26 protein-coding genes, 2 tRNA genes and 2 pseudogenes are annotated in these 23,425 nt (G+C 68.5%); 15 read left to right on the forward strand and 15 right to left on the reverse strand.

The genetic code is table 11. From position 1 onward, the window contains the following. Window positions 1-132 precede the first annotated feature (132 nt). A pseudogene (locus tag AC1DCG_RS14970) lies at window positions 133-314 on the reverse strand (CsbD family protein); the annotation flags it as partial. Window positions 315-406: 92 nt separating this feature from the next. After that, complete coding sequence (locus AC1DCG_RS14975; protein ID WP_477030972.1) at window positions 407-1,255, reverse strand: trypsin-like serine peptidase; 849 nt, start codon at window positions 1,253-1,255, stop codon at window positions 407-409. Between the two features lie 104 nt (window positions 1,256-1,359). Between AC1DCG_RS14975 and AC1DCG_RS14980 the strand changes: the two genes are divergently transcribed. Both AC1DCG_RS14980 and AC1DCG_RS14985 read left to right on the forward strand, forming a co-directional pair. Further along, window positions 1,360-3,540: a S9 family peptidase gene (locus AC1DCG_RS14980; RefSeq protein WP_477037046.1), complete on the forward strand. Its 2,181-nt coding sequence runs from the start codon at window positions 1,360-1,362 to the stop codon at window positions 3,538-3,540. A 107-nt stretch (window positions 3,541-3,647) separates the two neighbouring features. Beyond that, window positions 3,648-4,202, forward strand: coding sequence for an N-acetyltransferase family protein (locus AC1DCG_RS14985; RefSeq protein WP_477030970.1), 555 nt, complete (start codon window positions 3,648-3,650; stop codon window positions 4,200-4,202). A gap of 88 nt (window positions 4,203-4,290) precedes the next feature. Here the strand turns inward: AC1DCG_RS14985 and AC1DCG_RS14990 are convergent, their stop codons facing one another. Both AC1DCG_RS14990 and AC1DCG_RS14995 read right to left on the reverse strand, forming a co-directional pair. Next, window positions 4,291-4,728, reverse strand: a complete 438-nt coding sequence (locus tag AC1DCG_RS14990; protein WP_116489006.1) for a Ros/MucR family transcriptional regulator — start codon at window positions 4,726-4,728, stop codon at window positions 4,291-4,293. A 444-nt stretch (window positions 4,729-5,172) separates the two neighbouring features. Then, window positions 5,173-5,246 (reverse strand) — tRNA-Gln (locus AC1DCG_RS14995). A 184-nt stretch (window positions 5,247-5,430) separates the two neighbouring features. Between AC1DCG_RS14995 and AC1DCG_RS15000 the strand changes: the two genes are divergently transcribed. Together AC1DCG_RS15000 and sppA are read left to right on the forward strand one after the other, a co-directional pair. After that, a tRNA-Pro gene (locus AC1DCG_RS15000) sits at window positions 5,431-5,507 on the forward strand. 181 nt (window positions 5,508-5,688) lie between these two features. Continuing rightward, on the forward strand, window positions 5,689-7,467 hold the full coding sequence (sppA, locus tag AC1DCG_RS15005) for a signal peptide peptidase SppA (protein ID WP_477037045.1): 1,779 nt from the start codon (window positions 5,689-5,691) through the stop codon (window positions 7,465-7,467). 224 nt (window positions 7,468-7,691) lie between these two features. Here sppA and AC1DCG_RS15010 read toward each other — a convergent pair whose 3' ends face one another. The 3 genes from AC1DCG_RS15010 to rpsU form a co-directional block, all read right to left on the reverse strand. Then, entirely contained in the window at window positions 7,692-8,489 is a 798-nt protein-coding gene (locus tag AC1DCG_RS15010) for a DUF72 domain-containing protein (RefSeq protein WP_477028417.1), read from the reverse strand. After that, a complete protein-coding gene (locus tag AC1DCG_RS15015; RefSeq protein WP_477028418.1) occupies window positions 8,486-8,677 on the reverse strand; it encodes a hypothetical protein in 192 nt (63 codons plus the stop codon). The genes AC1DCG_RS15010 and AC1DCG_RS15015 overlap by 4 nt, the downstream gene beginning before the upstream one ends. A gap of 181 nt (window positions 8,678-8,858) precedes the next feature. Continuing rightward, window positions 8,859-9,092, reverse strand: a complete 234-nt coding sequence (rpsU, locus tag AC1DCG_RS15020) for a 30S ribosomal protein S21 (RefSeq protein WP_081612876.1) — start codon at window positions 9,090-9,092, stop codon at window positions 8,859-8,861. 182 nt (window positions 9,093-9,274) lie between these two features. Between rpsU and AC1DCG_RS15025 the strand changes: the two genes are divergently transcribed. Further along, window positions 9,275-9,934: a COQ9 family protein gene (locus AC1DCG_RS15025; protein WP_477028419.1), complete on the forward strand. Its 660-nt coding sequence runs from the start codon at window positions 9,275-9,277 to the stop codon at window positions 9,932-9,934. Between the two features lie 166 nt (window positions 9,935-10,100). Here AC1DCG_RS15025 and AC1DCG_RS15030 read toward each other — a convergent pair whose 3' ends face one another. The 4 genes and pseudogenes from AC1DCG_RS15030 to purE form a co-directional block, all read right to left on the reverse strand. After that, window positions 10,101-10,799, reverse strand: coding sequence for an aspartate/glutamate racemase family protein (locus tag AC1DCG_RS15030; RefSeq protein ID WP_477028420.1), 699 nt, complete (start codon window positions 10,797-10,799; stop codon window positions 10,101-10,103). A 48-nt stretch (window positions 10,800-10,847) separates the two neighbouring features. Further along, a pseudogene (locus tag AC1DCG_RS15035) lies at window positions 10,848-10,955 on the reverse strand (hypothetical protein); the annotation flags it as partial. Between the two features lie 64 nt (window positions 10,956-11,019). Then, complete coding sequence (locus AC1DCG_RS15040; protein ID WP_477028421.1) at window positions 11,020-12,114, reverse strand: 5-(carboxyamino)imidazole ribonucleotide synthase; 1,095 nt, start codon at window positions 12,112-12,114, stop codon at window positions 11,020-11,022. A 4-nt stretch (window positions 12,115-12,118) separates the two neighbouring features. After that, window positions 12,119-12,610, reverse strand: coding sequence for a 5-(carboxyamino)imidazole ribonucleotide mutase (gene purE, locus AC1DCG_RS15045; RefSeq protein WP_477037261.1), 492 nt, complete (start codon window positions 12,608-12,610; stop codon window positions 12,119-12,121). Between the two features lie 276 nt (window positions 12,611-12,886). Here purE and AC1DCG_RS15050 point away from each other — a divergent pair, with 276 nt between their 5' ends. Both AC1DCG_RS15050 and AC1DCG_RS15055 read left to right on the forward strand, forming a co-directional pair. Further along, the gene (locus tag AC1DCG_RS15050; protein WP_477028423.1) at window positions 12,887-13,609 is read left to right on the forward strand and encodes a GGDEF domain-containing protein; all 723 of its coding nucleotides are present in this window, start codon (window positions 12,887-12,889) and stop codon (window positions 13,607-13,609) included. Between the two features lie 313 nt (window positions 13,610-13,922). Further along, window positions 13,923-14,378, forward strand: a complete 456-nt coding sequence (locus AC1DCG_RS15055) for a chemotaxis protein CheW (protein ID WP_164467484.1) — start codon at window positions 13,923-13,925, stop codon at window positions 14,376-14,378. 171 nt (window positions 14,379-14,549) lie between these two features. Here AC1DCG_RS15055 and AC1DCG_RS15060 read toward each other — a convergent pair whose 3' ends face one another. Continuing rightward, the gene (locus tag AC1DCG_RS15060) at window positions 14,550-15,848 is read right to left on the reverse strand and encodes a lytic murein transglycosylase (RefSeq protein ID WP_477037036.1); all 1,299 of its coding nucleotides are present in this window, start codon (window positions 15,846-15,848) and stop codon (window positions 14,550-14,552) included. Window positions 15,849-15,988: 140 nt separating this feature from the next. Between AC1DCG_RS15060 and AC1DCG_RS15065 the strand changes: the two genes are divergently transcribed. The 4 genes from AC1DCG_RS15065 (at window position 15,989) to AC1DCG_RS15080 (ending at window position 17,582) form a co-directional block, all read left to right on the forward strand. Further along, window positions 15,989-16,384, forward strand: coding sequence for a DUF805 domain-containing protein (locus tag AC1DCG_RS15065; protein WP_477028425.1), 396 nt, complete (start codon window positions 15,989-15,991; stop codon window positions 16,382-16,384). Window positions 16,385-16,535: 151 nt separating this feature from the next. Continuing rightward, window positions 16,536-16,661, forward strand: coding sequence for a type B 50S ribosomal protein L36 (gene ykgO, locus AC1DCG_RS15070; protein WP_004616427.1), 126 nt, complete (start codon window positions 16,536-16,538; stop codon window positions 16,659-16,661). Between the two features lie 244 nt (window positions 16,662-16,905). After that, the gene (gene gapR, locus AC1DCG_RS15075; protein WP_058348015.1) at window positions 16,906-17,175 is read left to right on the forward strand and encodes a nucleoid-associated protein GapR; all 270 of its coding nucleotides are present in this window, start codon (window positions 16,906-16,908) and stop codon (window positions 17,173-17,175) included. Between the two features lie 50 nt (window positions 17,176-17,225). Beyond that, window positions 17,226-17,582 carry a hypothetical protein gene (locus AC1DCG_RS15080; protein ID WP_477028426.1) on the forward strand — a complete coding sequence of 119 codons (357 nt, stop codon included), beginning with the start codon at window positions 17,226-17,228 and terminating at the stop codon, window positions 17,580-17,582. 187 nt (window positions 17,583-17,769) lie between these two features. Here the strand turns inward: AC1DCG_RS15080 and AC1DCG_RS15085 are convergent, their stop codons facing one another. Beyond that, the gene (locus AC1DCG_RS15085; protein WP_477028427.1) at window positions 17,770-18,240 is read right to left on the reverse strand and encodes an SRPBCC domain-containing protein; all 471 of its coding nucleotides are present in this window, start codon (window positions 18,238-18,240) and stop codon (window positions 17,770-17,772) included. Between the two features lie 50 nt (window positions 18,241-18,290). On the opposite strand from AC1DCG_RS15085, the gene AC1DCG_RS15090 reads away from it, so the two are divergent. The 3 genes from AC1DCG_RS15090 (at window position 18,291) to AC1DCG_RS15100 (ending at window position 19,840) form a co-directional block, all read left to right on the forward strand. Further along, complete coding sequence (locus AC1DCG_RS15090) at window positions 18,291-18,620, forward strand: ArsR/SmtB family transcription factor (RefSeq protein WP_477028428.1); 330 nt, start codon at window positions 18,291-18,293, stop codon at window positions 18,618-18,620. A 66-nt stretch (window positions 18,621-18,686) separates the two neighbouring features. Next, window positions 18,687-19,205, forward strand: a complete 519-nt coding sequence (locus AC1DCG_RS15095) for a hypothetical protein (protein ID WP_477028429.1) — start codon at window positions 18,687-18,689, stop codon at window positions 19,203-19,205. Between the two features lie 221 nt (window positions 19,206-19,426). Further along, entirely contained in the window at window positions 19,427-19,840 is a 414-nt protein-coding gene (locus AC1DCG_RS15100) for a hypothetical protein (protein WP_477028430.1), read from the forward strand. On the opposite strand, the gene AC1DCG_RS15105 is transcribed toward AC1DCG_RS15100, so the two are convergent. Further along, a complete protein-coding gene (locus AC1DCG_RS15105) occupies window positions 19,837-21,276 on the reverse strand; it encodes a serine hydrolase domain-containing protein (RefSeq protein ID WP_477028431.1) in 1,440 nt (479 codons plus the stop codon). The genes AC1DCG_RS15100 and AC1DCG_RS15105 overlap by 4 nt on opposite strands. A 72-nt stretch (window positions 21,277-21,348) precedes the next feature. Then, complete coding sequence (locus tag AC1DCG_RS15110; protein WP_165261936.1) at window positions 21,349-22,812, reverse strand: sigma-54-dependent transcriptional regulator; 1,464 nt, start codon at window positions 22,810-22,812, stop codon at window positions 21,349-21,351. Window positions 22,813-23,039: 227 nt separating this feature from the next. On the opposite strand from AC1DCG_RS15110, the gene AC1DCG_RS15115 reads away from it, so the two are divergent. Next, a complete protein-coding gene (locus tag AC1DCG_RS15115; RefSeq protein WP_477028432.1) occupies window positions 23,040-23,405 on the forward strand; it encodes an MmcQ/YjbR family DNA-binding protein in 366 nt (121 codons plus the stop codon). Window positions 23,406-23,425 lie beyond the last annotated feature (20 nt).

A 23,425-nucleotide genomic window follows, 5' to 3' on the forward strand; every position in this document is an offset into this window, starting at 1 on the left:
GCGGGCTCATAGTCGGCTGAAAACGTACCCCCTCCGGCCCTTCGGGCCACCTCCCCCAAAGGGGGAGGATCTTGGAAAGACAAAGGCCCCGGATCGCTCCGGGGCCTTCGTTTTTGGGATCGGACCAAGCCTTAGTGCTTGATCGCGTCGCCGATCTTGTCCTGGGCTTGGCCGACCTTGTTCTGGACGTCGCCCTTGATCTTCTGGGCCTTGCCCTCGGCTTCCAGGCGTTCGTTGTCCGTGGCCTTGCCGACGGCTTCCTTCACGGCGCCCACGCCCTTGTCGATGGCGCCTTCCACACGATTGGTGCTCATTGGCTTGCTCCTGTTCGAGTTTGAACTCCCCTTTCGAACGGGGCCCCGTGAGCAATGGTTCCTAGCTTGACCGAAGGCTATTTCGCCGCCGTTCAGCGATTGAAGCCGGGCGCGGCGACGGCCTGGACGGCGACCACGTCCTGCGCGGCGGCGACGCTGGGCGGCTTGGCCGGCGCGGCCTGGATCAGCGGCGGGCCGGTCGGCTTGTCGAGCAGGGCGACGGTTTCGCGGATGTATTTGGCGTGGGTGACGATGCCGATCTCGAGACGCTCGCCCGACAGCTCGACCTGCTGGGTCAGCATGCCGGCCACGAACTGCACCTCCTGACTTTCGGTCGAGCCCGGTCGGCGACGCGCGCCCTCGGCCATGAACACCGGCCCGCCCGAGTTGCCGGGGAACACCGAGAAATCCATCAGGAAGGTCGGGAACACGCTGGCCGGCGCCAGCGGATAGGAGGCCACCCGCCCCGAGCGCAGGATCGGGAAGCCCGCGGTGTTGGCCGACAGGCCGCGCGGGAAGCCCAGGGCCATCATCTCGTCGCCGGGACCAAGGCTGTACTTGTTGAAGGTGTCGTCCTGGGCCAGCCAGGCCAGCGGAATGGCGGCCTTGGCGAATTCTGGCGGCGCCTCGACGACGATGGCGGCGACGTCGCGGCTGGGATGCTTGATCCACAGGGGATGGTCGCCGTCGCGGATCTTCAGGGTGCGGGGATCGTAGCGCCAGACCCCCTCCTTGCTCTGCACCCGATAGCCGATCTTGGCAGAGACCGAGGGCATGCGGTCGAAGACGTGGGCGGCGGTGACCAGGATGGTGCGCGGACGACCATCGGGCGTGGGGTCCTCGATGAGGAAACCGGTGCCCACCGTGCGCGAGCCGTCGGCGAGCGGCTGCTCCAGCTGCACCGTCGCCTGGATCAGATCGACCGACAGGTCCCAAGCCATGAACGCCCTCGTCTCCGATTCAACCTTAGACGTCGTATGAGTTTGACCAGACGCCCCAGCCGCAACAAGTTGGCGTTCTGACGCATCCGAGGGGGAATCTGTCCATGAACCGGCGCGAAATGATGACGAGCGTCGCCGCCGTCGCCGCCACGTCCTCCGTCCTCATCCCCGGGAGTTCCATGTCCGCCACCGCCAAGCCCGTTCCTCCGGTCGCCAAGAAGGTTCCCAAGCGCATCGAGCAGCTGGGCCGGGTGCGCGTCGACGACTACGCCTGGATGAAGGACGACAACTGGCAGAAGGTCCTGCGCGACCCCAGCCTGATCAAGGCCGAGGTCAAGGAGCACCTGACCGCCGAGAACGCCTATGTGAAGGCGATGCTGGCCCCGACCCAGGACCTGCAGAAGGCGATGTTCGAGGAGATGAAGGGCCGCATCAAGGAAGACGACTCCTCGGTGCCTTCGCCCGACGGCCCGTACGACTATTATTCGCGCTTCGCCCTGGGCGGCCAGCACCCGATCTACGCCCGCCGCCCCCGCGGAAAGACGGATGGCGAGGAAGTGCTGCTCGACAGCGACGCCCTGGCCAAGGGCAAGGCCTACAGCCAGGTCAGCGCCGCCGACCACAGCCCCGACCACAAGCTGTTCGCCTATGCCGAGGACGCGCAGGGCTCGGAAGTCCACAAGATCTACGTCAAGGACCTGGCCACCGGCGAGATCCTGGCCGAGCCGGTCGACAGCAGCACCGGCGACTTCACCTGGTCGCCCGACTCCAAGTGGCTGTTCTGGACCCACCGCGACGACAACGGCCGTTCCGACAAGATCTATCGCCGCCCCGCGCGCGGCGGCCTGAAGGACGACGTGCTGGTCTATGAAGAGCCCGACGACGGCTTCTTCGTCAGCGTCAGCGTCACCGGTTCGGAAGCCTTCATCGTCATCAGCGCCGGCGACCACGAGACGTCGGAAACCCTGCTGATCCCGGCCAGCGACGTCGCCGCCAAGCCCAAGGTCGTGGAGCCCCGCACGCCGGGCCTGCGCTATTCGGTCGAGCACTGGGACGGCAAGTTCGTCATCCTGACCAACGCCGACGACGCCATCGACTTCAAGCTGGTCGAGGCCCCGGTCGACAATCCGGGCCGCGCCCACTGGAAGGACTTCGTGGCCCACAAGCCGGGGACCTTCATCACCGGCCACGCCGCCTACAAGGACCACCTGGTCCGCGTCGAGCGCGTCAACGCCAACACCCGCATCGTCATCACCGACCGCGCCACCAAGGCCGAAAAGCCGATCGTCGTCGACGAGCAGGCCTATGTGCTGAGCGTCGAGGGCGGCTACGAGTTCGACACCCCCACCCTGCGCTACGTCTACCAGTCGCCGACCACGCCGCGTCAGTGGTTCGACTACGACATGCGCAGCGGCGACAAGGTGCTGCGCAAGACCCAGGAAATCCCCTCGGGCCACGATCCGAGCAAGTACGTGACCAAGCGCCTCTATGCCAAGGCGCCCGACGGCGCCGAGGTGCCGGTGACCGTGCTGATGAAGAAGGACGTCAAGCTGGACGGCAAGGCGCCGCTGCTGCTGTACGGCTACGGCAGCTACGGCATGTCGATGGATCCGTCGTTCTCGATCCGCAACTTCAGCCTGGTCGACCGCGGCTGGATCTGGGCCACGGCCCACATCCGCGGCGGTTCGGAAAAGGGCTACGGCTGGTTCCTGGACGGCAAGAAGTTCAAGAAGAAGAACACCTTCACCGACTTCATCGCCTGCGCCGAGCACCTGCACGCCAACGGCTACGGCGCCAAGGGCGCCACGGTGGCCTACGGGGGTTCGGCCGGCGGCATGCTGATGGGCGCGATCACCAACCTGCGGCCGGACCTGTGGGCCGGGATCATCGGGGCGGTGCCGTTCGTCGACGTGCTCAACACCATGAGCGACACCTCCCTGCCCCTGACCCCGCCGGAATGGCCTGAATGGGGCAATCCGCTGGAGGACAAGGAGGCCTACGACTACATCGCCAGCTACTCGCCGTACGACAACGTCACCGCCAAGCCCTATCCGGCCGTGCTGGCCACCGGCGGCCTGTCGGATCCGCGCGTCACCTACTGGGAGCCCGAGAAGTGGGCCGCCAAGCTGCGGGCCAACACCACCAGCGGCAACCCGATCCTCCTGAAGATCAACATGGAGGCCGGTCACGGCGGCGCCTCGGGCCGCTTCGACTTCCTCAAGGAGATCGCGCTCGACTACGCGTTCGCCGTGTGGGCGGTCGACAAGGGCTGGACGAAGGCCTAGCCCCTTCCGGCCCTACGGGCTGCCTCCCCCAGAGGGGGAGGATCTGATTGCGTGGATGCTCCCCCTCTGGGGGAGCTGTCGGCAAAGCCGAYTGAGGGGGTGTTCCCATGTCTGAAGTAACCATCCGCCCCTCCACGGACGCCGACGTGCCGGCGATCACGGCCATCTACGGCTGGAACGTGCTCAACGGCCTGGGCACCTTCGAGGAGGTTCCGCCCGACGAGGCCGAGATGACCCGGCGGCGCGCGGCCTTCCTCGATCGCGGCCTGCCCTACCTGGTCGCCGAGCAGGACGGAAAGGTGCTGGGCTATGCCTATGCCGGCCCGTTCCGGCTGCGGGCGGCCTATCGCTACACCGTCGAGGACAGCATCTACGTCGCGCCCGACGCGGCCGGAAAAGGCGTCGGCAAGGCCCTGCTGCAGGCGCTGATCGAGGCCTGCGAGGGCCTGGGCCTGCGCCAGATCTGCGCGGTGATCGGCGACAGCGGCAACGCCGCCTCGATCGGCGTGCACGCCGCGCTCGGTTTCGAGCACAAGGGCGTCTTCCCGGCCATGGGTTACAAGTTCGGCCGCTGGGTCGACCTCGTTTGGATGCAGCGGTCGCTGAACGGCGGCGGCGACACCCCGCCCGACGCGCCCGGCATGTCGCTGAGCGGCGTGTAGATCGCCCGCAGGGCAACGCTCAAAGCAAAAGCCCCGCCGTCGCCGGCGGGGCTTTCGTGTTTTCGGAGGTTCACTTGGAACCGAGGCTTCAGGCCTTGCGGGCGCGAGCCTTGCCCGGGGCCTTGGCCTTGCGGCCGCCTTGGCCCAGGCCCAGAGCCTTGGCCATGGCCGAACGGGCTTCGCTGTACGACGGCGCCGTGGTCGGATAGTCGGCCGGCAGGCCCCACTTCGACTTGTACTCGGCGACGGTCATGCCGTGGGTGGTCAGGTGGCGCTTCAGCGTCTTGTAGGGCTTGCCGTCCTCGAAGCTGATCAGGGCGTCCGGCGTGATGCTCTTGCGGATCTGGGCCGGAGTAGCCTTGGTAACGGTCTCGGTAACCGGCGCTTCCGGCGAACCAAGACCGGAAAGCGCGTCGTGCGTGGCCCGAATCAGAGCCGGCAGGTCAGAGACCGAGGTCGTGTTGTTGGCCACATAGTTGGCCACGATCTCGGCGGTCAGCTCGATCAGGGTCGATTTGTCTTCCACGGCGTCACTCCACAATGACTTTAAATTCGGAAATACACCCGCCCTGTGGAATTACAAGTACACAAATACGCAATCGATCGAGCAACGCTCCGCGAAAACAGGCTTTATTTCGCAGCAACAATGTCGATCGCGGATTTTCAAAGCCTTAGCCGTAGCCGATGACGCTCGCCTTCAAGTTCAGTTCCAGCGCCGAACGTTTTCGCATGCGCGAAGACCGGCAAGGTTCGCGTGCATTTGCACTGTGCATGGCGCGGGGCCGGCGATTCAGATTCGCCCAGCCTTTTCAGGCGCTGGCGCAGGCTGAACTGAATACGGCCAGGAACGCCGCAAACGCTCGCAGGCGCGAAAGAGCCGGCGGGCAAAGCAGAGCTTGAAGGGAGGCAAATGCTCGCGATGTAAACGCTGCTTCCGGTCCGAAGCGCTGATCAGCGAGAGAAGAGAGAGTGGCTGGGGAACTAGGACTCGAACCTAGAATGACGGTACCAAAAACCGCAGTGTTACCATTACACCATTCCCCAGCAGGAACAGCGGCGACCCAGTGGGCCGCGGCGAGGCGGTGGAGATAGCCCAGGATTCGGACGGTGGCAACGCCCTCCAAATTCTTTTTTTGGGTCCATTTTCACGCTTGCGACTCTCCGAACAGCCTCCTATAAGCCGCCTCCCAAGTCGAGCACAGCCAACCGGCGGCGCGGCTTCGGAAGTCGGAGTGTGGCTCAGTCTGGTAGAGCACTGCGTTCGGGACGCAGGGGTCGCAGGTTCAAATCCTGCCACTCCGACCATCTTCTCTCCCGAGAAAATCCCCTCATTTGCACCGCTCGAGCGCGAAGTTCGGCAGGTTGCGCGCAGTTCATTTGACCGCGACGCGACAGCCGCTAGCTTGCGGCGACATTGAAGCGCGTCGGACGCACGATCGTCTGTGCTTTCGCGCCGGCGCGCTTTGGCTATCGCAACGGGATCCCGATGAAGCAGTTTCTCATGACCGTGGCCGGCGTGTTCGTCGGGCTCGTGCTCTTTCTCGTCGGGGTGCCCTTCATATTGATCGTGCTGGCGGCCGGCGCCGCCCGCCCCGCCCCCGTCGCCGCCAATTCGGTGGTGCAGCTGGACCTGCGCGGCGGCCTGTCGGACCAGGATTCGCAGAACCCCTTCGCGGCGTTCGGCGGCGGCGGCCAGTCGGTGATGGGCGTCATCGAGGTGCTGCGCCGCGCCGAGACCGACGACAAGGTCAAGGCGGTGTTCGTGCGCCTGCCGGAAGGCGGCGTCGCCCCCGCCTCGGCCGACGAGCTCGCCCAGGCCTTCAAGCACTTCCGCAGCGTCGGCAAGAAGCCGATCTTCGCGCATAGCCAGGGCATCTATCCCTCGGGCATGTCGACTTCGACTTACCGCCTGGGCGCGGCCGCCAGCGAGTTCTGGATGCAGCCGGACAGCTCGCTGCAGGCCGTGGGCGTGGCCAGCGAGACGATGTTCTACAAGCGCCTGTTCGACAAGTACGGCGTCAAGGCCGACTTCGAGCAGCGCTACGAATACAAGAACGCGGTCAATCCCTACCTCAACAGCGACTTCACCGCGGCCCACCGCGAGGCGACGCTGTCGTGGATGACGTCGGTCTATACCGGCGCCCTCACCGCCGCCGCCCAGGACCGCAAGCTGGACCCGGCGCGCCTGATCAAGGCCATCGAGGCCGGCCCCTACAGCGCCCAGCAGGCGCAAGGCCTGGGCCTGATCGACAAGGTCGGCCAGGTGAAGGAAGCCCAGGACGCCATGCTGGCGCGCGCCGGCAAGGGCGCCAAGCTGATCGACTTCTCCGACTACGCCTCGCGCTCGAAGAAGGACCTGCCCAAGACCGGCGCGGCCATCGCGGTGATCGGGGCCGAGGGTCCGATCGTCACGGGCACGTCGGGGCAGTCCTCGCCGTTCTCGGGCGACAGCACCATCCACTCCGACGAGACCGCCAAGGCGATCTACGACGCGATCGAGGACAAGGACGTCAAGGCCATCGTCCTGCGGGTCTCCTCGCCCGGCGGCTCGGACACGGCCTCCGAACAGATCCTGGCGGCCGTCAGGGCCGCCAAGGCGGCCGGAAAGCCCGTCGTGGTCAGCATGGGCACCTACGCGGCTTCCGGGGGCTACTGGATCAGCAGCCAGGCCTCGGCGATCGTGGCCCAGCCCTCGACCCTGACCGGCTCGATCGGCGTGTTCGGCGGCAAGTTCGCCCTGGGCGACGCGCTGTCGCGCTTCGGCGTCGACACCCGCCAGGTGACCGTGGGCGGCGACTATGCCGGCGCCTTCGGAACCGGCCAGGAATTCACCGCCGACCAGCGCGCCCGCTTCTCGGCCTGGATGGACAATATCTACGCCGGGTTCGTGGCCCGCGTGGCCGAGGGCCGCAAGCTGCCGGTCGAGCGCGTGCGCGAGATCGCCAAGGGCCGCGTCTGGACCGGCGCCCAGGCCAAGGACCTGGGCCTGGTGGACCAGCTGGGCGGCTTCTATGACGCCGTCGACAAGGCCAAGGCCCTGGCCAAGCTGACCGGCGACGTGCGCCTGAAGAAGATCGGCGGTCCCAAGTCGCCGTTCGACGCCCTGGAGAAAGCCCTGGGCGTCAGCTCGACCTCGATGCGCACCGTCGCCGCCGCCGCCTGGATCCTGGGCGACCCGCGCTCCGAGGCGATCCTGGACGAGATGGCCAAGACCCGCCTGCGCTCGCAGGGCGCCAGCGTCCTGGCCGACACGCCGTCCTACTGAGGTCTGCGCGAGGTTCACGAGAAAGGCCGCTCCGAAAGGGGCGGCCTTTTTTGTGGCCGCGATCGGTGGGGGTGTTGGGCGTGGCTTCAGGCGCTGGCGACGGCCCCCTCCGGCCCTCCGGGCCACCTCCCCCAGAGGGGGAGGATCTATCGGCGCCGCGCTCTTCAAGATGCTCCCCCTTTGGGGGAGCTGTCGCGGAGCGACTGAGGGGGGCCGCGTAGCGGCTACTTCACCTTCTGGATCAGCGCCATCGCCCCGTGCGGCGCGTTGACCTTGCCCTCGTGGATGATGAAGGCGAAGACGTCGCGCTGCTTGGCGGACGGGACGGCCGCCTTGTCGATGCGCGGCAGGTCGGCCGGAGCGCCGCCGGCCGCCCAGGTCTTCAGCCGGTCAGCCCACTGGTCGAGCTCGGGCTCGGGATAAGCGGTAGCCACCTCGTCCGAGCCCGTCTGCAGGCGGGCGTAGACGAAGTCGGCCGCCTCGTCGGCGAACTCCGGATAGTCGAAGTGCTTGGCGTAGACGCCGGCCACGCCGTGTTCCCGCAGCAGCGCCGGGAAGGCCGGGGTCATGAAGGTGTCGTTGCGCACCTCGACCGCGTGGCGCAGGCGCAGGCCGTCCTTCTCCTTGGGCAGCAAGCCTAAGAAGGCGCCGAAGTCGGCCTCGTCGAACTTCTTGGTCGGCATGAACTGCCAGAGGATGGGGCCCAGCTTGTCGCCCAGCTCGGTCAGGCCCTGGTCGAGGAACTTGCCCACCGACTCAGCCCCTTCGGCCAGCACCTTGCGGTTGGTGGTGAAGCGCGAGGCCTTCACCGCGAACACGAAGTCGTCCGGCGTCTCGTCGCGCCACTTCTTCCAGCTGTCGGGCTTGAAGCTGGAATAGTAGGTGCCGTTGATCTCGATCGCCGTCAGCTGGCGGCTGGCATAGGCCAGCTCTTCCTTCTGCTTGAGGTCGGACGGATAGAAGTGGCCGCGCCAGGGCTCGAAGGTCCAGCCGCCGATGCCGATGCGAATCTGTCCAGTCATGGCTTTACGGCCCTTCGCTTGTTGTAGGCGTCGAGTTCGGCCTGGTCGTGCGAGCAGCGACCCTGGTCATGGATGTAGACCCCGCCGCCATCCAGGCAGGCGTCTACATCGAGCCCGCGATCGACCTTGGGCCACGTCAAGGCGCCGGCCACGCCGATCGCGCAAATCCCGCCCAGCAGCCAGGCCAACCGCACGCGCCGTTCCCCTCTTGTTCTAGATGCGAAACCTAGGCGAGGCGCGCTCGTCCGTCGAGAGGACTTTCGGTGCAGGGCGCAAAACAAAACCCGCGCCGGTCGCCCGGCGCGGGTTTCGTCTGTTTTCGGGTGCGTGGAACGCGGAGGCGCGAAGATCCGCGCCTCGACGGCGCTCTTAACGCGAAGCCTTCTTCGGCATCGGCAGCAGGCCTTCGCGCTGAGCGCGCTTGCGGGCCAGCTTGCGGGCGCGACGGACGGCTTCGGCCTTTTGACGGGCGCGCTTTTCCGAGGGCTTTTCGTAGTGGACGTGGCGCTTCATCTCGCGGAACGAGCCTTCGCGCTGCATCTTCTTCTTGAGGGCCTTCAGGGCTTGATCGACGTTGTTGTCGCGGACGAAAATCTGGACCAGGGGTGACTCTCCATTCGACGGCCCGACCAATTTCCCAAGTCCCTCTTGAGGGGCCGGGCGGGCGAATAAAAACCTTACGCCCTGGAAGGGGTGCTTCCGGGCGACGAGGGGCGGCAGATAGCAGAGCGAAGGCCGCGTGTCCATGCGCGACGAGCGCTAAACACCGGTGTAGACTCGGATTCATGAGCCAGACCGCCGCCGAAGCAACGCAGGATTGGGCCGACAAGGCCGAACAACGGGTTTTGGACGAGGCCCTGCGCCTGTCGCCGCGCCTGGGCTGGAACGCCGGCCTGGTCCGCGCGGCCGCCGCCGCGGCCCAGCTGTCGCCTGGGGAAACCGACCTTCTGCTGCCGCAAGGCCCGCGCGATCTGGCCGCCATCCTGGCCCGTCGCCACGACGCCAAGGCCATGGAAACCCTCTCCAGGCTCGATCCGGCCGCGCTGAAGATCCGCCAGAAGATCCGCGAGGGCGTCGTCGCCCGCATCGACGCGGCCGCCCACGACAGCGAGGCCGTGCGACGCTGGGCCGCGTTCCTGGCGTTCCCGACCAATCTGCCGCTGGCGCTGTCGCTGCTGTGGGAAAGCGCCGACCAGCTGTGGCGCTGGGCCGGCGACACGGCCACCGACGAGAACCACTATTCCAAGCGCGCGATCCTGTCGGGGATCCTGGTCTCGACCCTGGCGGTCGACCTGGCCTCGGGCCGCGAGTCCGCCCTCAAGCACCTGGACGCCCGCATCGAGGGCGTGATGGCCTTCGAGAAGTGGAAGGCCGGCGTGAAGGCCCCGAACCTGGCGGCCGAGTTCCTGACCGCGCTGGCGAAGATGCGGTACGCCAGATCCTGATCCCTCTCCCCTTGCGGGAGAGGGTGGCCTCCCGAAGGGAGGTCGGGTGAGGGGTCGATAGCCCTGCCCGCTTCGATAGCGGCCCGGCCGGGTGCGGCGTCTTGCTTTTGAGAGACCCCTCATCCGTCGGCTTCGCCGACACCTTCTCCCGCAAGGGGAGAAGGACCTAGGAGCCCAGCGCCCGCTCGGCCGCGGCCAGGGCGTGCAGGGTCGTGGTGTCGAACACGGGAACCGGGCTGTCGCCCTCCCCGACCAGCAGCATGATCTCGGTGCAACCCAGGATGACCCCCTCGGCGCCGGCCTCGACCAGGCGGGCGATCACCTCGCGGTAGGCCTGGCGGGAGGGCTCGCGCACGACGCCCGCCACCAGCTCCTCGTAGATCACGCGATGAACCAGCGCGCGGTCCGCCTCGCCGGGGACGACCACCTCCAGCCCGAACCGCTCCTCCAGCCGCCCGCGATAGAAGGCGTGCTCCATGGTGAAGGCCGTGCCGAGCAAGCCGACCTTGCGCAGGCCGGCCGCCCTGATCGCCTCGCCCGTGGGATCGGCGATGTGCAGCAGCGGCAGGTCCACGGCGGCCTGAAGCTCGCCGGCCAGGCGGTGCATGGTGTTGGTGCACAGGACGACGAAGTCGGCCCCGGCCCGCTCCAGCGCCTTGCCGGCGTCGGCCAGGCGGTCGGCCAGTTCGTCCCAGCGGCCCGCGTGCTGCAAAGCCTCGATCTGCGAAAAATCGAACGACCACATCAGGCACTGGGCCGAGGCCGTCGGCCCCCGCCGCGCGCGCACCGCCTCGTTGATCAGCCGATAGTACTGCGCCGAGCTTTCCCAGCTCATGCCGCCGATCAGGCCGATGGTCAGGGTCATGGGGTCTCGCTGGGGTTGGGCGCTCAGCGCGCCACACACAAACGATCGTCATCCCGGCCGGAGGCCCGCCTCGCGGGCCGCAGAGCCGGGACCCAGGGGGAGCCGCAATGCGCCGGCCCCTGGGTCCCGGCTCTCCGCTTCGCTGCGGCCGGGATGACGAACGTAGGAAACTTCGACACTAGGGCCTTTCGGGCCCAGGGCAATCACCAGTCCGCCCCCCTCAGCCCTCCAGCGGCCGCAGGCGGTTGACGTGGCCCATCTTGCGTCCGGCGCGGGCCTCGCCCTTGCCGTAGAGGTGGATGCGGGTCTCCGGCTCGGCGGCCAGCTTCTTCCAGGCGTCGACCTCGGGGCCGAGCAGGTTGGTCATCTCGACGCGGGCCAGGGCCGCGGTCGGCCCCAGCGGCCAGCCGGCGACCGCGCGGATATGCTGCTCGAACTGGTCGACCTCGCAGCCGTCCTGGGTCCAGTGGCCGGTGTTGTGGACGCGGGGGGCGAACTCGTTGACCAGCAGCTTGCCGCCGGCCAGTTCGAACAGCTCCACCCCGATCACGCCCACATAGTCCAGCGCGGTGAGGATCTTGGCGGCGATGGCCTCRGCCTGGTCGCGCTCGGACGGCGTGGCCTTGGCCGGCGCGATCGTGCGGCGCAGGACCCCGCCCTCGTGGTGGTTGTCCGACAGCGGATAGCAGACGATCTCGCCGTTGCGGCCGCGGGCGGCGATCACCGACAGCTCGCGGCCGAAATCGGCCGGGGCCTCAAGGATGGCCGGCTGGCGGCCGATCTTCTCGAAGGCGGCGATGGCGTCGCCCGGACGCTGGATCCAGGCCTGGCCCTTGCCGTCATAGCCTTCGCGGCGGGTCTTCAGGAGGCTGGGGGCGCCGATCCTGGCCACGGCGGCCAGCAGGCTCTCTTCGTCGTCGACCGGGGCGAAGGCCACGGTGGGCACGCCGATCTCGGCCAGGAAGGTCTTTTCGGCCACGCGGTCCTGGGCGGCGGCCAGGGCGCGGGCGCCGGGGGCGACTTCGCATCCCAGGGCGGTCAGCTCGGCCACGGTCTCGGCCGGGACGTTCTCGAACTCGTAGGTGACGACGTGGCAGGCCTCGGCCAGGCGCTTGAGCGCCCAGCGGTCGTCATAGGCGCCGACGATCTGGCGGGCGGCCACGCGGCCGGCCGGGCTGTTCTCCTCGGGATCGAGGATGACCACGTCGAAGCCCAGGCGCGAGGCGGCCTGGGCCAGCATCCGGCCCAGTTGCCCGCCGCCGAGGATCCCAAGAGTGGAGCCGGGGGGCAGAGGAAGAGCCGGAGAGGCGGTCATGGTCTTAGTCCTCGACGCTTTGCGCGACGCTGTCGGTCTGAGCCGCGCGCTGGGCGTCCAGGCGCTCGGCGAGCGCGGGATCGGCCAGCGACAGGATCTGGGCGGCCAGGAGGCCTGCGTTCCTGGCGCCCGCCTCGCCGATGGCCAGGGTGGCCACCGGGATGCCGCCCGGCATCTGCACGATCGACAGCAGGGAATCGAGGCCGCTGAGGGCCTTGGACTGCACCGGCACGCCCAGCACCGGCAGCGGCGTCATCGCTGCAACCATGCCCGGCAAATGCGCCGCGCCGCCGGCCCCGGCGATGATCACCTGGTGGCCGGCCGCCTTGGCGCCGGTGGCGAATTCGACCAGGCGCTGGGGGGTGCGGTGGGCCGAGACGACCTTGGCCTCGTAGGCGACGCCCAGTTCGTCGAGGGCGTCGGCCGCCTTCTTCATCGTCGGCCAGTCTGAGCGGCTGCCCATGACGATGGCGACAGGCGGCGCGGACGTGGTCATCGGCGTCTTCCTCGAACAACGAAGGGGGCGACGAAAAGCGCCGCAGCGGCCCCTTTGAATCGCGCGCCTTATAGCGGGTCGCCCTTCCAGACCAAAGCCCGTTCTCGGACGTTTTCGACCGCTGTTCCGCAGGTTGCGCGCGCCCTCCCCGCCCCGGCGCCCCGACTTCTCCACCTGCGGCTTATTGGCGCCCGGCTACCACCGGCATTGTCATGGTTAATGAGAAAACGCAGATTTCCTTTTCAGCTTGACCAGAAGTGATTCGCCGCCCCTCCGATGAAGATCTCAGGCGCCCGCACCGAAACCTTCTCCGCGATCCGCCGCCGGGCGCTCGCCGACGCCGCCGGCGTGTCGGCCGCGCCGCGTGGAACCGTGCCCGTCGACAAGGCCGGGTTCCTGGGCCTGGAGCCCGCCGACCTGACGCCCAAGGTGCAGGCCGCCCTGCAGACTCTGATGTCGGAGGTCGACGACCTGCGCACCGAGGTCTCGCGCCTGAAGTATCGCCTGAACGAGGCCGAGACCCTGGCCGACATGGACGTGCTGGCCCCGGTGCTGAACCGCCGCGCCTTCCTGCGCGAGGTTCGCCGCGTGTCGGCCTTCGCCCAGCGCTACGGCTCGCCGGCCAGCCTCGTCTTCTTCGACCTCGACAACTTCAAGGCCGTCAACGACCGCTTCGGCCACGCCGCCGGCGACAGCGCGCTGAAGGCCGTGGCCGAACGCCTGCTGGCCAATGTGCGCGAAAGCGACATCGTCGGCCGCATGGGCGGCGACGAGTTCGCCGTCCTGCTGGCCCAGGCCGACAAGGCCACCGCCGAGATGAAGGGCGAGAGCCTGGCCGGCGCCATCCGCGGCGTTCCGGTGCAGTTCGGCGAATGGAGCGCGCCCCTGCACGTCTCGTTCGGCGTGCGCGAGATCGAAACCGGCGCCGAGCCGGAGACCTCGCTGGCCGAAGCCGGCGCGGCGATGCTCATCAAGAAGCGCGCGCGCGCCGCGGGCTGAACGCTCAGGCTGCAGCCCCCTACCGCCCAATCCCCGCGAAGGCGGGGACCCAAGCTGACTTTCATGGCCTGGCGCGGCCTTGGATCATCCCCGACCTCGGCCTGGATCCCCGCCTTCGCGGGGAAGCTCGGTCATAGGATCGACCAGGCGCATGCAAATCGATCGCCCCACAGGCGCCGGCAGCCCGCGACAATCGGTCTCGCCCTCGCGCGCCACGAGAAACTTCAGCATTAACCGTTGTTAAACGGCGTCCGGGCTCTTGTGGCAGGCGAGCGGAGACGTCCGCGCCAGCCTTCCAGACCCCGGGGATTTCCTGATGACCGACCAAGCCGAACCGGCCCTCGAGCTGATCTCGTTCTGCATCGGCGAGCAGGAGTTCTGCATCGACGTGAAGACCGTCCGCGAAATCCGCGGCTGGACCCCGGCGACGCCGATCCCGCATGCCCCGGGCTTCCTCAAGGGCGTCATCAACCTGCGCGGCGCGATCATGCCGGTCATCGACCTGCGCAACCGCCTGGGCCTGGGCGTCACCATCCCGGAAACCCGCCACGTCATCGTCGTCGTCGAGTGCCACGACCGCCTGGCCGGCATCCTGGTCGACGCCGTCTCCGAGACCTTCACCATCACCCGCGACCACCTGCAGCCGGCCCCGGACATGGGCGCCGACGAACTGCGCTTCGTGCAGGCCATCCTGTCGGTCGACACCCGCCTGATCACCTACCTGCGCATGGACGACGTGTTCCCGCCGCAGGTCAGCCAGGCGGCCTGATCTCCTTCTCCCCTTGCGGGAGAAGGTGTCGGCGATAGCCGACGGATGAGGGGTTCCCCGGATACCAAAAACGCCGCGACGGCCGATCGGCTGTCGCGGCGTTTTGCGTTTGAGAAACCCCTCACCCGACCTCCCTTCGGGAGGCCACCCTCTCCCGCAAGGGGAGAGGGATCAGGTGATCGCCGCCTGGGCCTTCAGCTTGCCCACCATGTCCGACGACAGATAGCCGTCGGCCGGCAGCTGGCGGCTCTGTTGCCAGGCGCGCAGGGCCTTGCGGGTGCCCGCGCCGATGACGCCGTCGGCCGGGCCGGGGTCGAAGCCCAGGCGGGCCAGGGCGATCTGGGCGGCCATGCGGTCGGCCAGCGACAGCGGCTGCTCCACCGGCCAGGACGCCACCAGCGGCCCGCCGCCGCCGAAACGGTCGGCCAGCAGGCCGATGCCCAGGGCGTAGGAGGTGGAGTTGTTGTACTTCCTGATCGCGAAGTGGTTGGGCAGGGCCAGGAAGGCCGGGCCGGCCGCGCCGGCGGGCAGGATCAGGCCGGCCGGAGACGCCGCGTCAGCGGCCGTCCAGGGCAGGCCGTCGGCCCGCTTCACGCCCTTGGCTTCCCACCATGAGGGAACCTCGCGCGGGCCCTCGGCCAAGCTGTAGTCGAAGCCGGCCGGCAGGATTACTTCCTTGGCCCAGCCCACGCCCGGCTTCCAGCCGCCCTTGGCCAGCAGGTTGGCGGCCGAGGCCAGGCTGTCGGCGTCGCTGCGCCAGATGTCGCGGCGGCCGTCGCCGTCGAAGTCGACGGCGGTCGACAGATAGTTGGACGGCAGGAACTGGGTCTGGCCCATGGCGCCGGCCCACGAGCCCTTCAGCTGGTCGCGGGTGTCCTCGCCCGAGGCGATGATCTTGAGGGCCGCGATCAGCTCGCCCTCGGCCCAGCCGCGGCGGCGGCCGTCGGCGGCCAGGCTGGCCATCGAGCGCACGACGTCGAAGTCGCCCTGGATCTTGCCGAAGGCCGATTCCATCGCCCAGACGGCCAGCAGGATGTCGCGCGGCACGCCGTAGCGCTGCTCGACCGCCGGCAGGAAGGCCAGCTGGTCGCGCTTGCCGCGGCCCACGGCCACGCGGTCGTCGCTGATCACGCCCTTGATGTAGTCGCCCACCGGCTTGGAGAACTCAGGCTGGCGGCCGTCCAGCGAAATGACGCGCGGGTTGGGCGTCAGGCCGTTCAGTTCGCGATCGACCACCGCCTGGGGCACGCCGGCGGCCACGGCCTTGGGCTTGAACTGCTCCAGCCAGGCGTTGAAGGCGGCGACCTGGCCGCCGGTCTCCGCCGCGGTGACCGCCGACGGCGGGGTCGGGGCGGCGGGCGTCGAGACGGCCGGGGGCGGCGCGACCGGGGTCGACGGCGCCAGCGGGGCGTTGACGGTCGTGTCGGCGCAACCGGCCAGCAGCAGAACGAGGAATACGCGTCTATCCATGGAGGCAGGCTACCGGGGTTCGTGCGAAAGCTTCAATCACAAGGACGCCAGGACAAAGTGAGTTCCCGGTTCGCATCGCCACCGCCAAGGCTTTGCTTTAAGAGGCTTTCGCCATCCGAAGTCGGCGCGAGGGGTTCGACGTGCAACTGCTGAAAGGCCGGATCAACCGCGCCAGCTACTGGGCCATCGTCGGGGCGGCCCTGGCCGCCATACTGGTCTCGGCCCTGGTGTTCCGCCGCCCGCTGCCGGCCGCCCTGGTGGTGATGCTGGTCGCGGCGATCCCGCGCCTGCACGACCTTGGCCGCACCGGCTGGTGGGCCGGCGGGGTGTTCATCGCCCTGATGGCCCTCTTCTTCGGCGGCGGCTTCGTCATTCCGCCCCAGGCCTACCAGAACACCCTGGGCGTGGCCGTTCTGGTGCTGCCGGTGCTGCTGTCGGCCCTAGGCGGCCTGCCTGGCCAGGCGGCCGACAACCGCTTCGGACCGCCGCCGCCGCGCGGCGTGAAGCTGAAGCCGGCCCTTCCGACGGAGGCCTGAGCGCCACAGGTCGCGACCGCTGCGCGCAGCGGGGCCTTGGCCGATTGACTCATCGCCCCGTCTTGCCTATACGCACGCCCTCCGAAACATCCGGATGTTCCGGCGAGCTTGATGGCGCGCCCGAACCTCTCCGCTGACAACAGAGACGGTCATGAAGGTTCGCAGCTCGCTGAAGTCGCTGAAGGGTCGCCACCGCGACTGCAAGATGGTGCGTCGCAAGGGCGTCATCTACATCATCAACAAGACCGACCCGCGCTTCAAGGCCAAGCAAGGCTGATGACGCGCGCCCGGAGCCTCGCTCCGGGACGTCCGCGACGTTGAAGCAGCGGCCCCGCCGGCCGCGCTCCACGCGAAGGCTCTTCGAAAGAACCGGTCGATCTCGGCCGGTTCTTTTCGCATGTCTGGACCACCGGTTTTGAAGGCCTCCGCGCGCCCGGCGCTCGGAATCGGCTTTCCCTCGGGGCGCGTCCGAACTAGTTTCCGCGCCTCCGGTTTTCAGCCCCTTTTCGCGAGAGATCTCCATGGCCGACGACGCCATCCCGCACGCCGACGTTCTGAACTCCACCGCCCAGGGCCAGCTGAAGTCGATCATCGAGCGCGTCGAGCGCCTCGAGGTCGAGAAGGCCGAGATCATGGAGCAGATCAAGGAAGTCTACCTCGAAGCCAAGGGCAACGGCTTCGACGTCAAGGTGCTCAAGAAGGTGGTCCGCCTGCGCAAGACCGACCGCGCCAAGCGCCAGGAAGAGGACGCCATCCTCGACCTCTACCTCTCGGCCATCGGCGAGATCTGATTTTGAAAAGGCCCTCTCCCCGGAGAGGGCCTTTTTGCTAGGCTGACGCCATGCGCGCCAAGCCGCCCGATCGCAAAGCCCAGGATCCGCGGGCCCAGGCCAGGAAAGCGGCCCTCAGCGCCCTCAAGAAGGCCAGGAGGATGGCCGACAAGGGCGGGATCGAGCTCTCCGACTGGGAGGGCGAATTCCTGGGCTCGGTGGCCCAGCGCATCGAGACCTATGGCCGGGCCTTCGGCGACCCGGAAAAGGGCGGCGCCGGCCAGGCCCTGTCGGTCAACCAGACCATCAAGCTCAAAGAGATCACCGCCAAGGCCAAGGGCGAGCGCAAGCCGATGAAGCGCGGCAAGGGCTTTACCCGCAAGGGCCGGCCGGAGCCGGCGGCGGAAGAGGCCGAGGACGAGGGGTAGGGGATCGCCCCCTCCACGCCCGTCATTCCCGCCCTTGTGGCGGGAACCCCTCTGTCAGCCGCAGGGGCAGATGGGGCGGCGTGCCGAGCACGCCGCTTGCGCTTCACGTGCGAACGGAACCAGCGATTCCCGCCACAAGGGCGGGAATGACGGGAGGCTGGGGAGAGGGCGGAGCCAATCGTCCTCCTCAGAACGCCCCGCCCTCGCGTAGGTTTATTCCGTACTCCAGATAGGCCTTCATCGCGGCCATCATGTGCATCCAGCCGCCGGCGTTGCCGTGCGAGGCCTTCAGGCCCTCGGGCGTGTGGGGCCAGCCGGACTCGCTGATCTTGACCATGGTGTTTCCACCGTCGAGCGGCGTGAAGGTCATCACCACCCGGGTGTCGGGGTCGCCGGCGATCGCCGAGCCCCATTCCAGCACGATGCGCTCGGGGGCGACGACCTCGCGCACCACCACCGGATAGCGCTCCTCGAACTCGGGGAACTGCCAGAGCACGGTGGCGCCGGCGACCAGCGGGCCGCTGCCCTCGCGCAGGAAATAGCCGCTGAGCCTCGTTGGATCGACGACGGCGTCGAACACCTCGGCCGGGGGTTTGCGGATCTTCAGCTGCACCTCGAAGGCCAGCGGGGTCTGTCTGGGATCGGCGTCGCTGGACATGGCGGTCCTCCCTTGGCGAACGCCGGCATGTAAGGTTATAATTCTATAACATGTCAAGCGCCGCCCAAGACGACCTGTTGTTCAAGGCCCTGGCCGACTCGCGCCGGCGGCAGATGCTGGACCTGATGAAGGCCGCCCCGCGCACGACCGGGCAGCTGTGCGAGCACTTCGCCGGAACCCTGGACCGCTGCACCGTCATGCAGCACCTGGGCGTGCTGGAGCGGGCCGGGCTGATCGTCGTGCGGCGCGAGGGCCGCGTACGCTGGAACCACCTGGACGCCGGTCCCTTCCAGGACATCCACGACCGCTGGATCGGTCCCTACGCCCTGGCCGCGGCCGATCTGCTGAACCGGCTCAAGCACCATCTGGAAGGCGCCTGACGCCCAGATTGCCGAACGCCGTTCGCCGGACTAGCCTCCGGCCCGAAACGGGGGAGGAACCGTCCCATGGTCACCCAACGCGGCGCGACGCGCCCGGCGCTGCTGGTCATCGCCGCCGCCACCCTGCTGGCCGGCACGCTCGACATCCTCGACGCCTTCACCTTCTGGGGGGTGACCAAGGCCGTGCCGCCAGAGCGGATCCTGCAGTCGATCGCCAGCGGCCTCCTGGGCAAGGCGGCCTTCCAGGACGGGACCGGCGCAGCGGCCCTGGGCCTCTTGCTGCACTACTTCATCATGTCGGTGATGGCGGCGCTCTACGTGCTGGCGGCGCGGCGCCTGCCGGTGCTGGTCCGCCGCCCGCTGCTGATGGGCCTGGCCTACGGCGCGGCGACCTATGTGGTCATGAACTACGTGGTGCTGCCGCTCAGCGCAGTGGGCCCGGCCAGCGCCTTTGCCTGGCCGCGCTTCATTAACAACCTGGGCGCCCACCTGGTGCTGGTCGGCGTGCCCATCGCCCTGGTCGCCCGCTGGGGCCAAGGCCAAGCTGGACAAGGAACTCCCGCCCCTAGGGCTGATGCAACCTGACCGAGTATCTGTGCCGAAAGACACGAAAACAGTCTTTATTTCTTACCAAATACCGTCGTTCGCGGATTGCGATTAAGCTCGCGTTAAGATTGATGCGACAAACTGTCGCCAGCGTAAATCATTACAATCATTGAACTAAGTGAGCGGAGCGGCCGAAAGGCGGCGTCGGAGGGGTCGGTGCGTGGAGACCGGCCTGGCGACCCGTTCACGGGAACGAGGCGATGGCCAACACCTACGAATTCCTTCTGCGCAGGAAAGCCGACCTGGAAGTGCGCATGATCGAGGCCCAGCGCCGCGCGCAGGAGCCCTTCGAGGGCGAACTGAAGGCGATCGGCGTGGCCCTGGGCGCCCTGGAGCGCGCCGGCCTGGCCGCACCCGGAGAACCGGCGACCTTCGCGGCTCCTGCCCGCCGCGGCCGCAAGCCGCGCGCCGCCCGCGACATGATCCTGATGGTGCTGGGCCGCGAGGGCGCGGTCATGACCGTGCCCGAGATCGTCCGCCAGCTGGAGCGACGCTGGAACCGCGCCCTGCCGCTGGCCGCCGTGCTGCTGGAGCTGCAGGGCCTGGAAACCGACCATCGCGCCCGCCGCGACGGCGCCGGCTGGATCGCCCTGGACGCGGAAGAGGCGGCCTAGGGTTCGAACAGGGCGAAGGAGGCGACCGTCCCGTCCGGCGCTAGGCGCAGCACGCCGATCAGCTTCGTCTTCTCCCAAGCGACCTCGGACAGGCTGGCCCGCAGCCCGCCGATCTGGTCATGGCGCAGCTGGACGAACCTCGTCGGCTCACCGAGCGCCTGGAGGCTGGCGCGGTAGTCGGCCAGGACCGCCCTGTCGAGATGGGCCGAAAGCTCAGGCGTCAGCCGGGTCCGGTCGAGCGTCCCGTCCGCCAGCTGCCTCCGCAGCACCTTCGCCGTCGCCAGGGCCGTCTCGTCGATCGCCGGAGCGGCGGGCGCAGCGGTCAGCGGCGCGACGGCGGAGACTTCGGCGCCGGCAGGCAGCAGCATCGCCTCGATCACGTCCGCGACCTGCCGGGGCGCGGCGCCGAAATCGGCGTTGGCCAGCACCACGATCGCCGCACCGTCGTCGGGATAGATCCGGTTCTCGGCCGCGAAGCCGGAGGCCAGGCCGTCATGGCGAATGCGCCGCCGCTCTCGCGCGGTGTCGACATAGACCCCCAGGCCGTAATCGGTGAGCGTTCCGTCGTTCAGCCGCGCCGGCGTGGCCAGCGCGGTCCAGGCGGCCGGCGACAGCAGGCGTCCCTCCAGCACGGCCATGTCCCAGCGCGCCAGGTCCGAGGCGCTCACCGCCAGGCCCCCGGCCGCGAACTCCCATCCCCGCCCGACCGTCGGCGCCGCGCGCGGGGAAGCGGTGGCGATGCGGGTGTAGCCGACGATATCGGCCGGCTCCAGCGGCCGCTCGTAGGCCGCCCCGGCGCCGATCATGCCCAGGGGCGCGAAGATCTCGTCTCGCAGCAGGGCCGGCAGCGACCGCCCCGAAGCGCCCTGCGCCGCCAGCCCCGCCACAACATAGCCGGTGTTGCTGTAGGCCCACCGGTCGCCGGGCGCGAAGTCCAGCAGCGCGGCGCCCCACCGCCGGGCGATCTGCGCCGGGTCGACCGGGCCCTCGCCCTCGGCCGGCATGAAGTCGAGCATGAAGTAGCTGTTGTAGCCGGCCGTATGGTTCAGCGCCTGGCGCAGGGTGATGCGGTCGCCCCCGGACAGCCCGGCCACGTGGGCGGCCGCCTTGTCGTCGAGCGACAGCCGGCCCTGGTCGGCCAGCCGCAGCAGGACCGCCGCCGTGAACTGCTTGGACACCGAGCCGATGTTGTAGCGCGCGTCGACGTCGGCCGGCGCGGGTGGATCCAGGCGCTTCAGGCCGTAGGCCTTGGCAAAGGCTAGGCGGCCGCCGCGCACCACGGCGACGGACAGCGAGGGCGTGGGGCTATCGGCCAGAGCCTTAGCCGCGGCGGCGTCGACCCGGGCGGTCTCGGCCGGGCTCAGCGGCTGGGCCGAGACGCCCATGGGCAGGAAGGCCGTCAACGCGGCCGCCATCGGCCCAAGGATCCTGATCATGCCCCCTCCACGCGATGATGGAGGGGCAGGAGATCAGTTTACCGATGTAAGTTCAATCGCCGAAGGGCGATGTCAGGACGCTTCCTTGACGTCGACGTCGATGCCCTGCTCGCGAACCTTGCGATAGAGGGTCGAGCGGCCGATGCCCAGGCGCCGGGCGACCTCGCTCATGTGGCCGGCATAGACCTCGATGGCGTGCTGGATGAGGTCGCGCTCGATCTCCTCCAGGGTCCGCAGGTGGCCATGGCCGTCGAGGATGCGCACGGGCGCCTCGCCGGCGACGCCGGTCTCGGCGTGGGCGGCGGCGGCCTGGATCATCACCGGCAGCGGCTCGATCGGCGAAGGTTCCAGCGGCGGCGCCACGACCCCCGAGATGGCCGGGAAGTCGTAGGGCTGCAGGTAGGGCGCATCGGCCAGCACGATGGCGCGATAGACCGCGTTCTCCAGCTGGCGCACGTTGCCGGGCCAGTCGAAGGCGCAGAGGATCTGCAGGGTCTCGGGCGAGGCCCCGACCACGCGCTTGCCTTCCTCGACGTTGAAGCGGCGCACGAAGGCCTCGACCAGGGCCGGGATGTCCTCGCGGCGTTCGCGCAAGGACGGCGCCTCCACCGGGAAGACGTTCAGACGATAATAGAGGTCCTCGCGGAACAGGCCCTGGGCGACCGCGGCCGACAGGTCGCGATTGGTGGCCGAAACGATGCGGACGTCGATCTTGACCGAGCGCTTGGAGCCGATCGGGTCGATCTCGCCCTCCTGCAGGGCGCGCAGCAGCTTGACCTGGACGTCGAGCGGCAACTCGCCGACCTCGTCGAGGAACAGAGTGCCGCCGTCGGCTTCCTTGAACTTGCCCGCGTGCTTGTCGGTGGCGCCGGTGAACGAGCCCTTCTCGTGGCCGAACAGGATCGACTCCACGAGGTTCTCGGGGATGGCGCCGCAGTTGACGGCCACGAACGGCTTGCCGGCGCGATCGGACGAGCCGTGGACGGCGCGGGCGATCAGTTCCTTGCCGACGCCGCTCTCGCCGGTGATCAGCACGGGAATCGCGCTCTTGGCCGCGCGCTCGCCGATGCGCTTGACCATGGTCATGGCCGGCGAGGTTCCGATCAGGTCGGAGAAGGTGGTGCGGCCCGCCACGCGCTTGTTGAGGCGGTCGACCTCGCCCTTGAGGTCGCCCATCGACAGGGCGTTGCGGATCGACACGGTGATCCGCTCAGGCGAAGCCGGCTTGATGAAGAAGTCGGTGGCGCCGGCCTGCATGGCCTTCACCACGGTGTCGACGCCGCCGCTGGCGGTCAGCACGATCACCGGCTGGGCGTAGCCGCGCGCACGCATCTCCTTCAGCGCCTCCTGGCCCGGCAGGCCCGGCATGACGAGATCCAGCAGGATCACGTCGGCCGGCGCGCCGGCGGCCAGATGCGCCATGGCCGCGTCGCCGCTCTCGGCGTGGCAGACCGCGAAACCTTCGCGCTCCAGCACCGCCTGGATCAGTCGACGTTGGGTCGGATCGTCGTCGACGACGAGCACCGTCTTGGTCATTGAAGGCCATCCACCAGAACCGGCCGCGCCCACGTGGAGAGCGACTCTTGTTGGTTCAGAGTGATACAGCGCGGGGGTAAACACCGGCTTTCGGAGAGGTGTCGCAGACCTTAACAGTGAGCCTTAACAACGGTTTACGCTGTTGGCTGGATCTGGGCCGGGCAAGGCCTGGAACACCCTCTCCTCCCCCCGTTGCACGAGGGATGAGATGGGCGCTTCATCCTTCCATGGTCGACGATGAAACCCTGCGCGCCCTGGCCACGGCCTTGCCCGAGGTGATCCAAGCCTCCAACGGCCAGCAGGTCACCTACGAGGTGGCCGGCAAGGGACTGGCCTGGTGCTATCTGGCCCGGCCCGCGCCCAAGGCCAGGCGGGTGCTCGTGCCCGGCGTCATCGCCGTGCGCTGCCTGATCGAGACCAAGCAGATGCTGATCGAGGCCGCGCCCGAGCGCTTCTTCGACGACGACCACTATCGCGGCTATCCGGCGGTGCTGGTGCGGCTGGAGGCCATCGAGGTCGACGAGCTGGCGGGCCTGCTGCGCACCGCCTGGACGATCGTCGCGCCGAAAAGCCTGGTGAAGGCTCACCCCTGAAACGGATCGCCCCGGGCGTC

The organism is Caulobacter sp. 10L414 (assembly GCF_056395525.1).

What these genes read in the sequence shown, in the direction of transcription:
- ykgO (WP_004616427.1), top strand. Translation starts at nt 16,536, where the DNA reads ATGAAGGTTCGCAGCTCGCTGAAGTCGCTGAAGGGTCGCCACCGCGAC.
- AC1DCG_RS14975 (WP_477030972.1), bottom strand. Translation starts at nt 1,255, where the DNA reads ATGGCTTGGGACCTGTCGGTCGATCTGATCCAGGCGACGGTGCAGCTG.
- AC1DCG_RS15100 (WP_477028430.1), top strand. Translation starts at nt 19,427, where the DNA reads ATGGCCAACACCTACGAATTCCTTCTGCGCAGGAAAGCCGACCTGGAA.
- AC1DCG_RS15085 (WP_477028427.1), bottom strand. Translation starts at nt 18,240, where the DNA reads ATGTCCAGCGACGCCGATCCCAGACAGACCCCGCTGGCCTTCGAGGTG.
- sppA (WP_477037045.1), top strand. Translation starts at nt 5,689, where the DNA reads ATGAAGCAGTTTCTCATGACCGTGGCCGGCGTGTTCGTCGGGCTCGTG.
- AC1DCG_RS15030 (WP_477028420.1), bottom strand. Translation starts at nt 10,799, where the DNA reads ATGACCCTGACCATCGGCCTGATCGGCGGCATGAGCTGGGAAAGCTCG.
- AC1DCG_RS15025 (WP_477028419.1), top strand. Translation starts at nt 9,275, where the DNA reads ATGAGCCAGACCGCCGCCGAAGCAACGCAGGATTGGGCCGACAAGGCC.
- AC1DCG_RS15010 (WP_477028417.1), bottom strand. Translation starts at nt 8,489, where the DNA reads ATGACTGGACAGATTCGCATCGGCATCGGCGGCTGGACCTTCGAGCCC.
- AC1DCG_RS14985 (WP_477030970.1), top strand. Translation starts at nt 3,648, where the DNA reads ATGTCTGAAGTAACCATCCGCCCCTCCACGGACGCCGACGTGCCGGCG.
- AC1DCG_RS15115 (WP_477028432.1), top strand. Translation starts at nt 23,040, where the DNA reads ATGGTCGACGATGAAACCCTGCGCGCCCTGGCCACGGCCTTGCCCGAG.
- AC1DCG_RS15050 (WP_477028423.1), top strand. Translation starts at nt 12,887, where the DNA reads ATGAAGATCTCAGGCGCCCGCACCGAAACCTTCTCCGCGATCCGCCGC.
- AC1DCG_RS15090 (WP_477028428.1), top strand. Translation starts at nt 18,291, where the DNA reads ATGTCAAGCGCCGCCCAAGACGACCTGTTGTTCAAGGCCCTGGCCGAC.
- AC1DCG_RS14980 (WP_477037046.1), top strand. Translation starts at nt 1,360, where the DNA reads ATGAACCGGCGCGAAATGATGACGAGCGTCGCCGCCGTCGCCGCCACG.
- AC1DCG_RS15105 (WP_477028431.1), bottom strand. Translation starts at nt 21,276, where the DNA reads ATGATCAGGATCCTTGGGCCGATGGCGGCCGCGTTGACGGCCTTCCTG.
- purE (WP_477037261.1), bottom strand. Translation starts at nt 12,610, where the DNA reads ATGACCACGTCCGCGCCGCCTGTCGCCATCGTCATGGGCAGCCGCTCA.
- gapR (WP_058348015.1), top strand. Translation starts at nt 16,906, where the DNA reads ATGGCCGACGACGCCATCCCGCACGCCGACGTTCTGAACTCCACCGCC.
- AC1DCG_RS15080 (WP_477028426.1), top strand. Translation starts at nt 17,226, where the DNA reads ATGCGCGCCAAGCCGCCCGATCGCAAAGCCCAGGATCCGCGGGCCCAG.
- AC1DCG_RS15060 (WP_477037036.1), bottom strand. Translation starts at nt 15,848, where the DNA reads ATGGATAGACGCGTATTCCTCGTTCTGCTGCTGGCCGGTTGCGCCGAC.
- AC1DCG_RS15095 (WP_477028429.1), top strand. Translation starts at nt 18,687, where the DNA reads ATGGTCACCCAACGCGGCGCGACGCGCCCGGCGCTGCTGGTCATCGCC.
- AC1DCG_RS15110 (WP_165261936.1), bottom strand. Translation starts at nt 22,812, where the DNA reads ATGACCAAGACGGTGCTCGTCGTCGACGACGATCCGACCCAACGTCGA.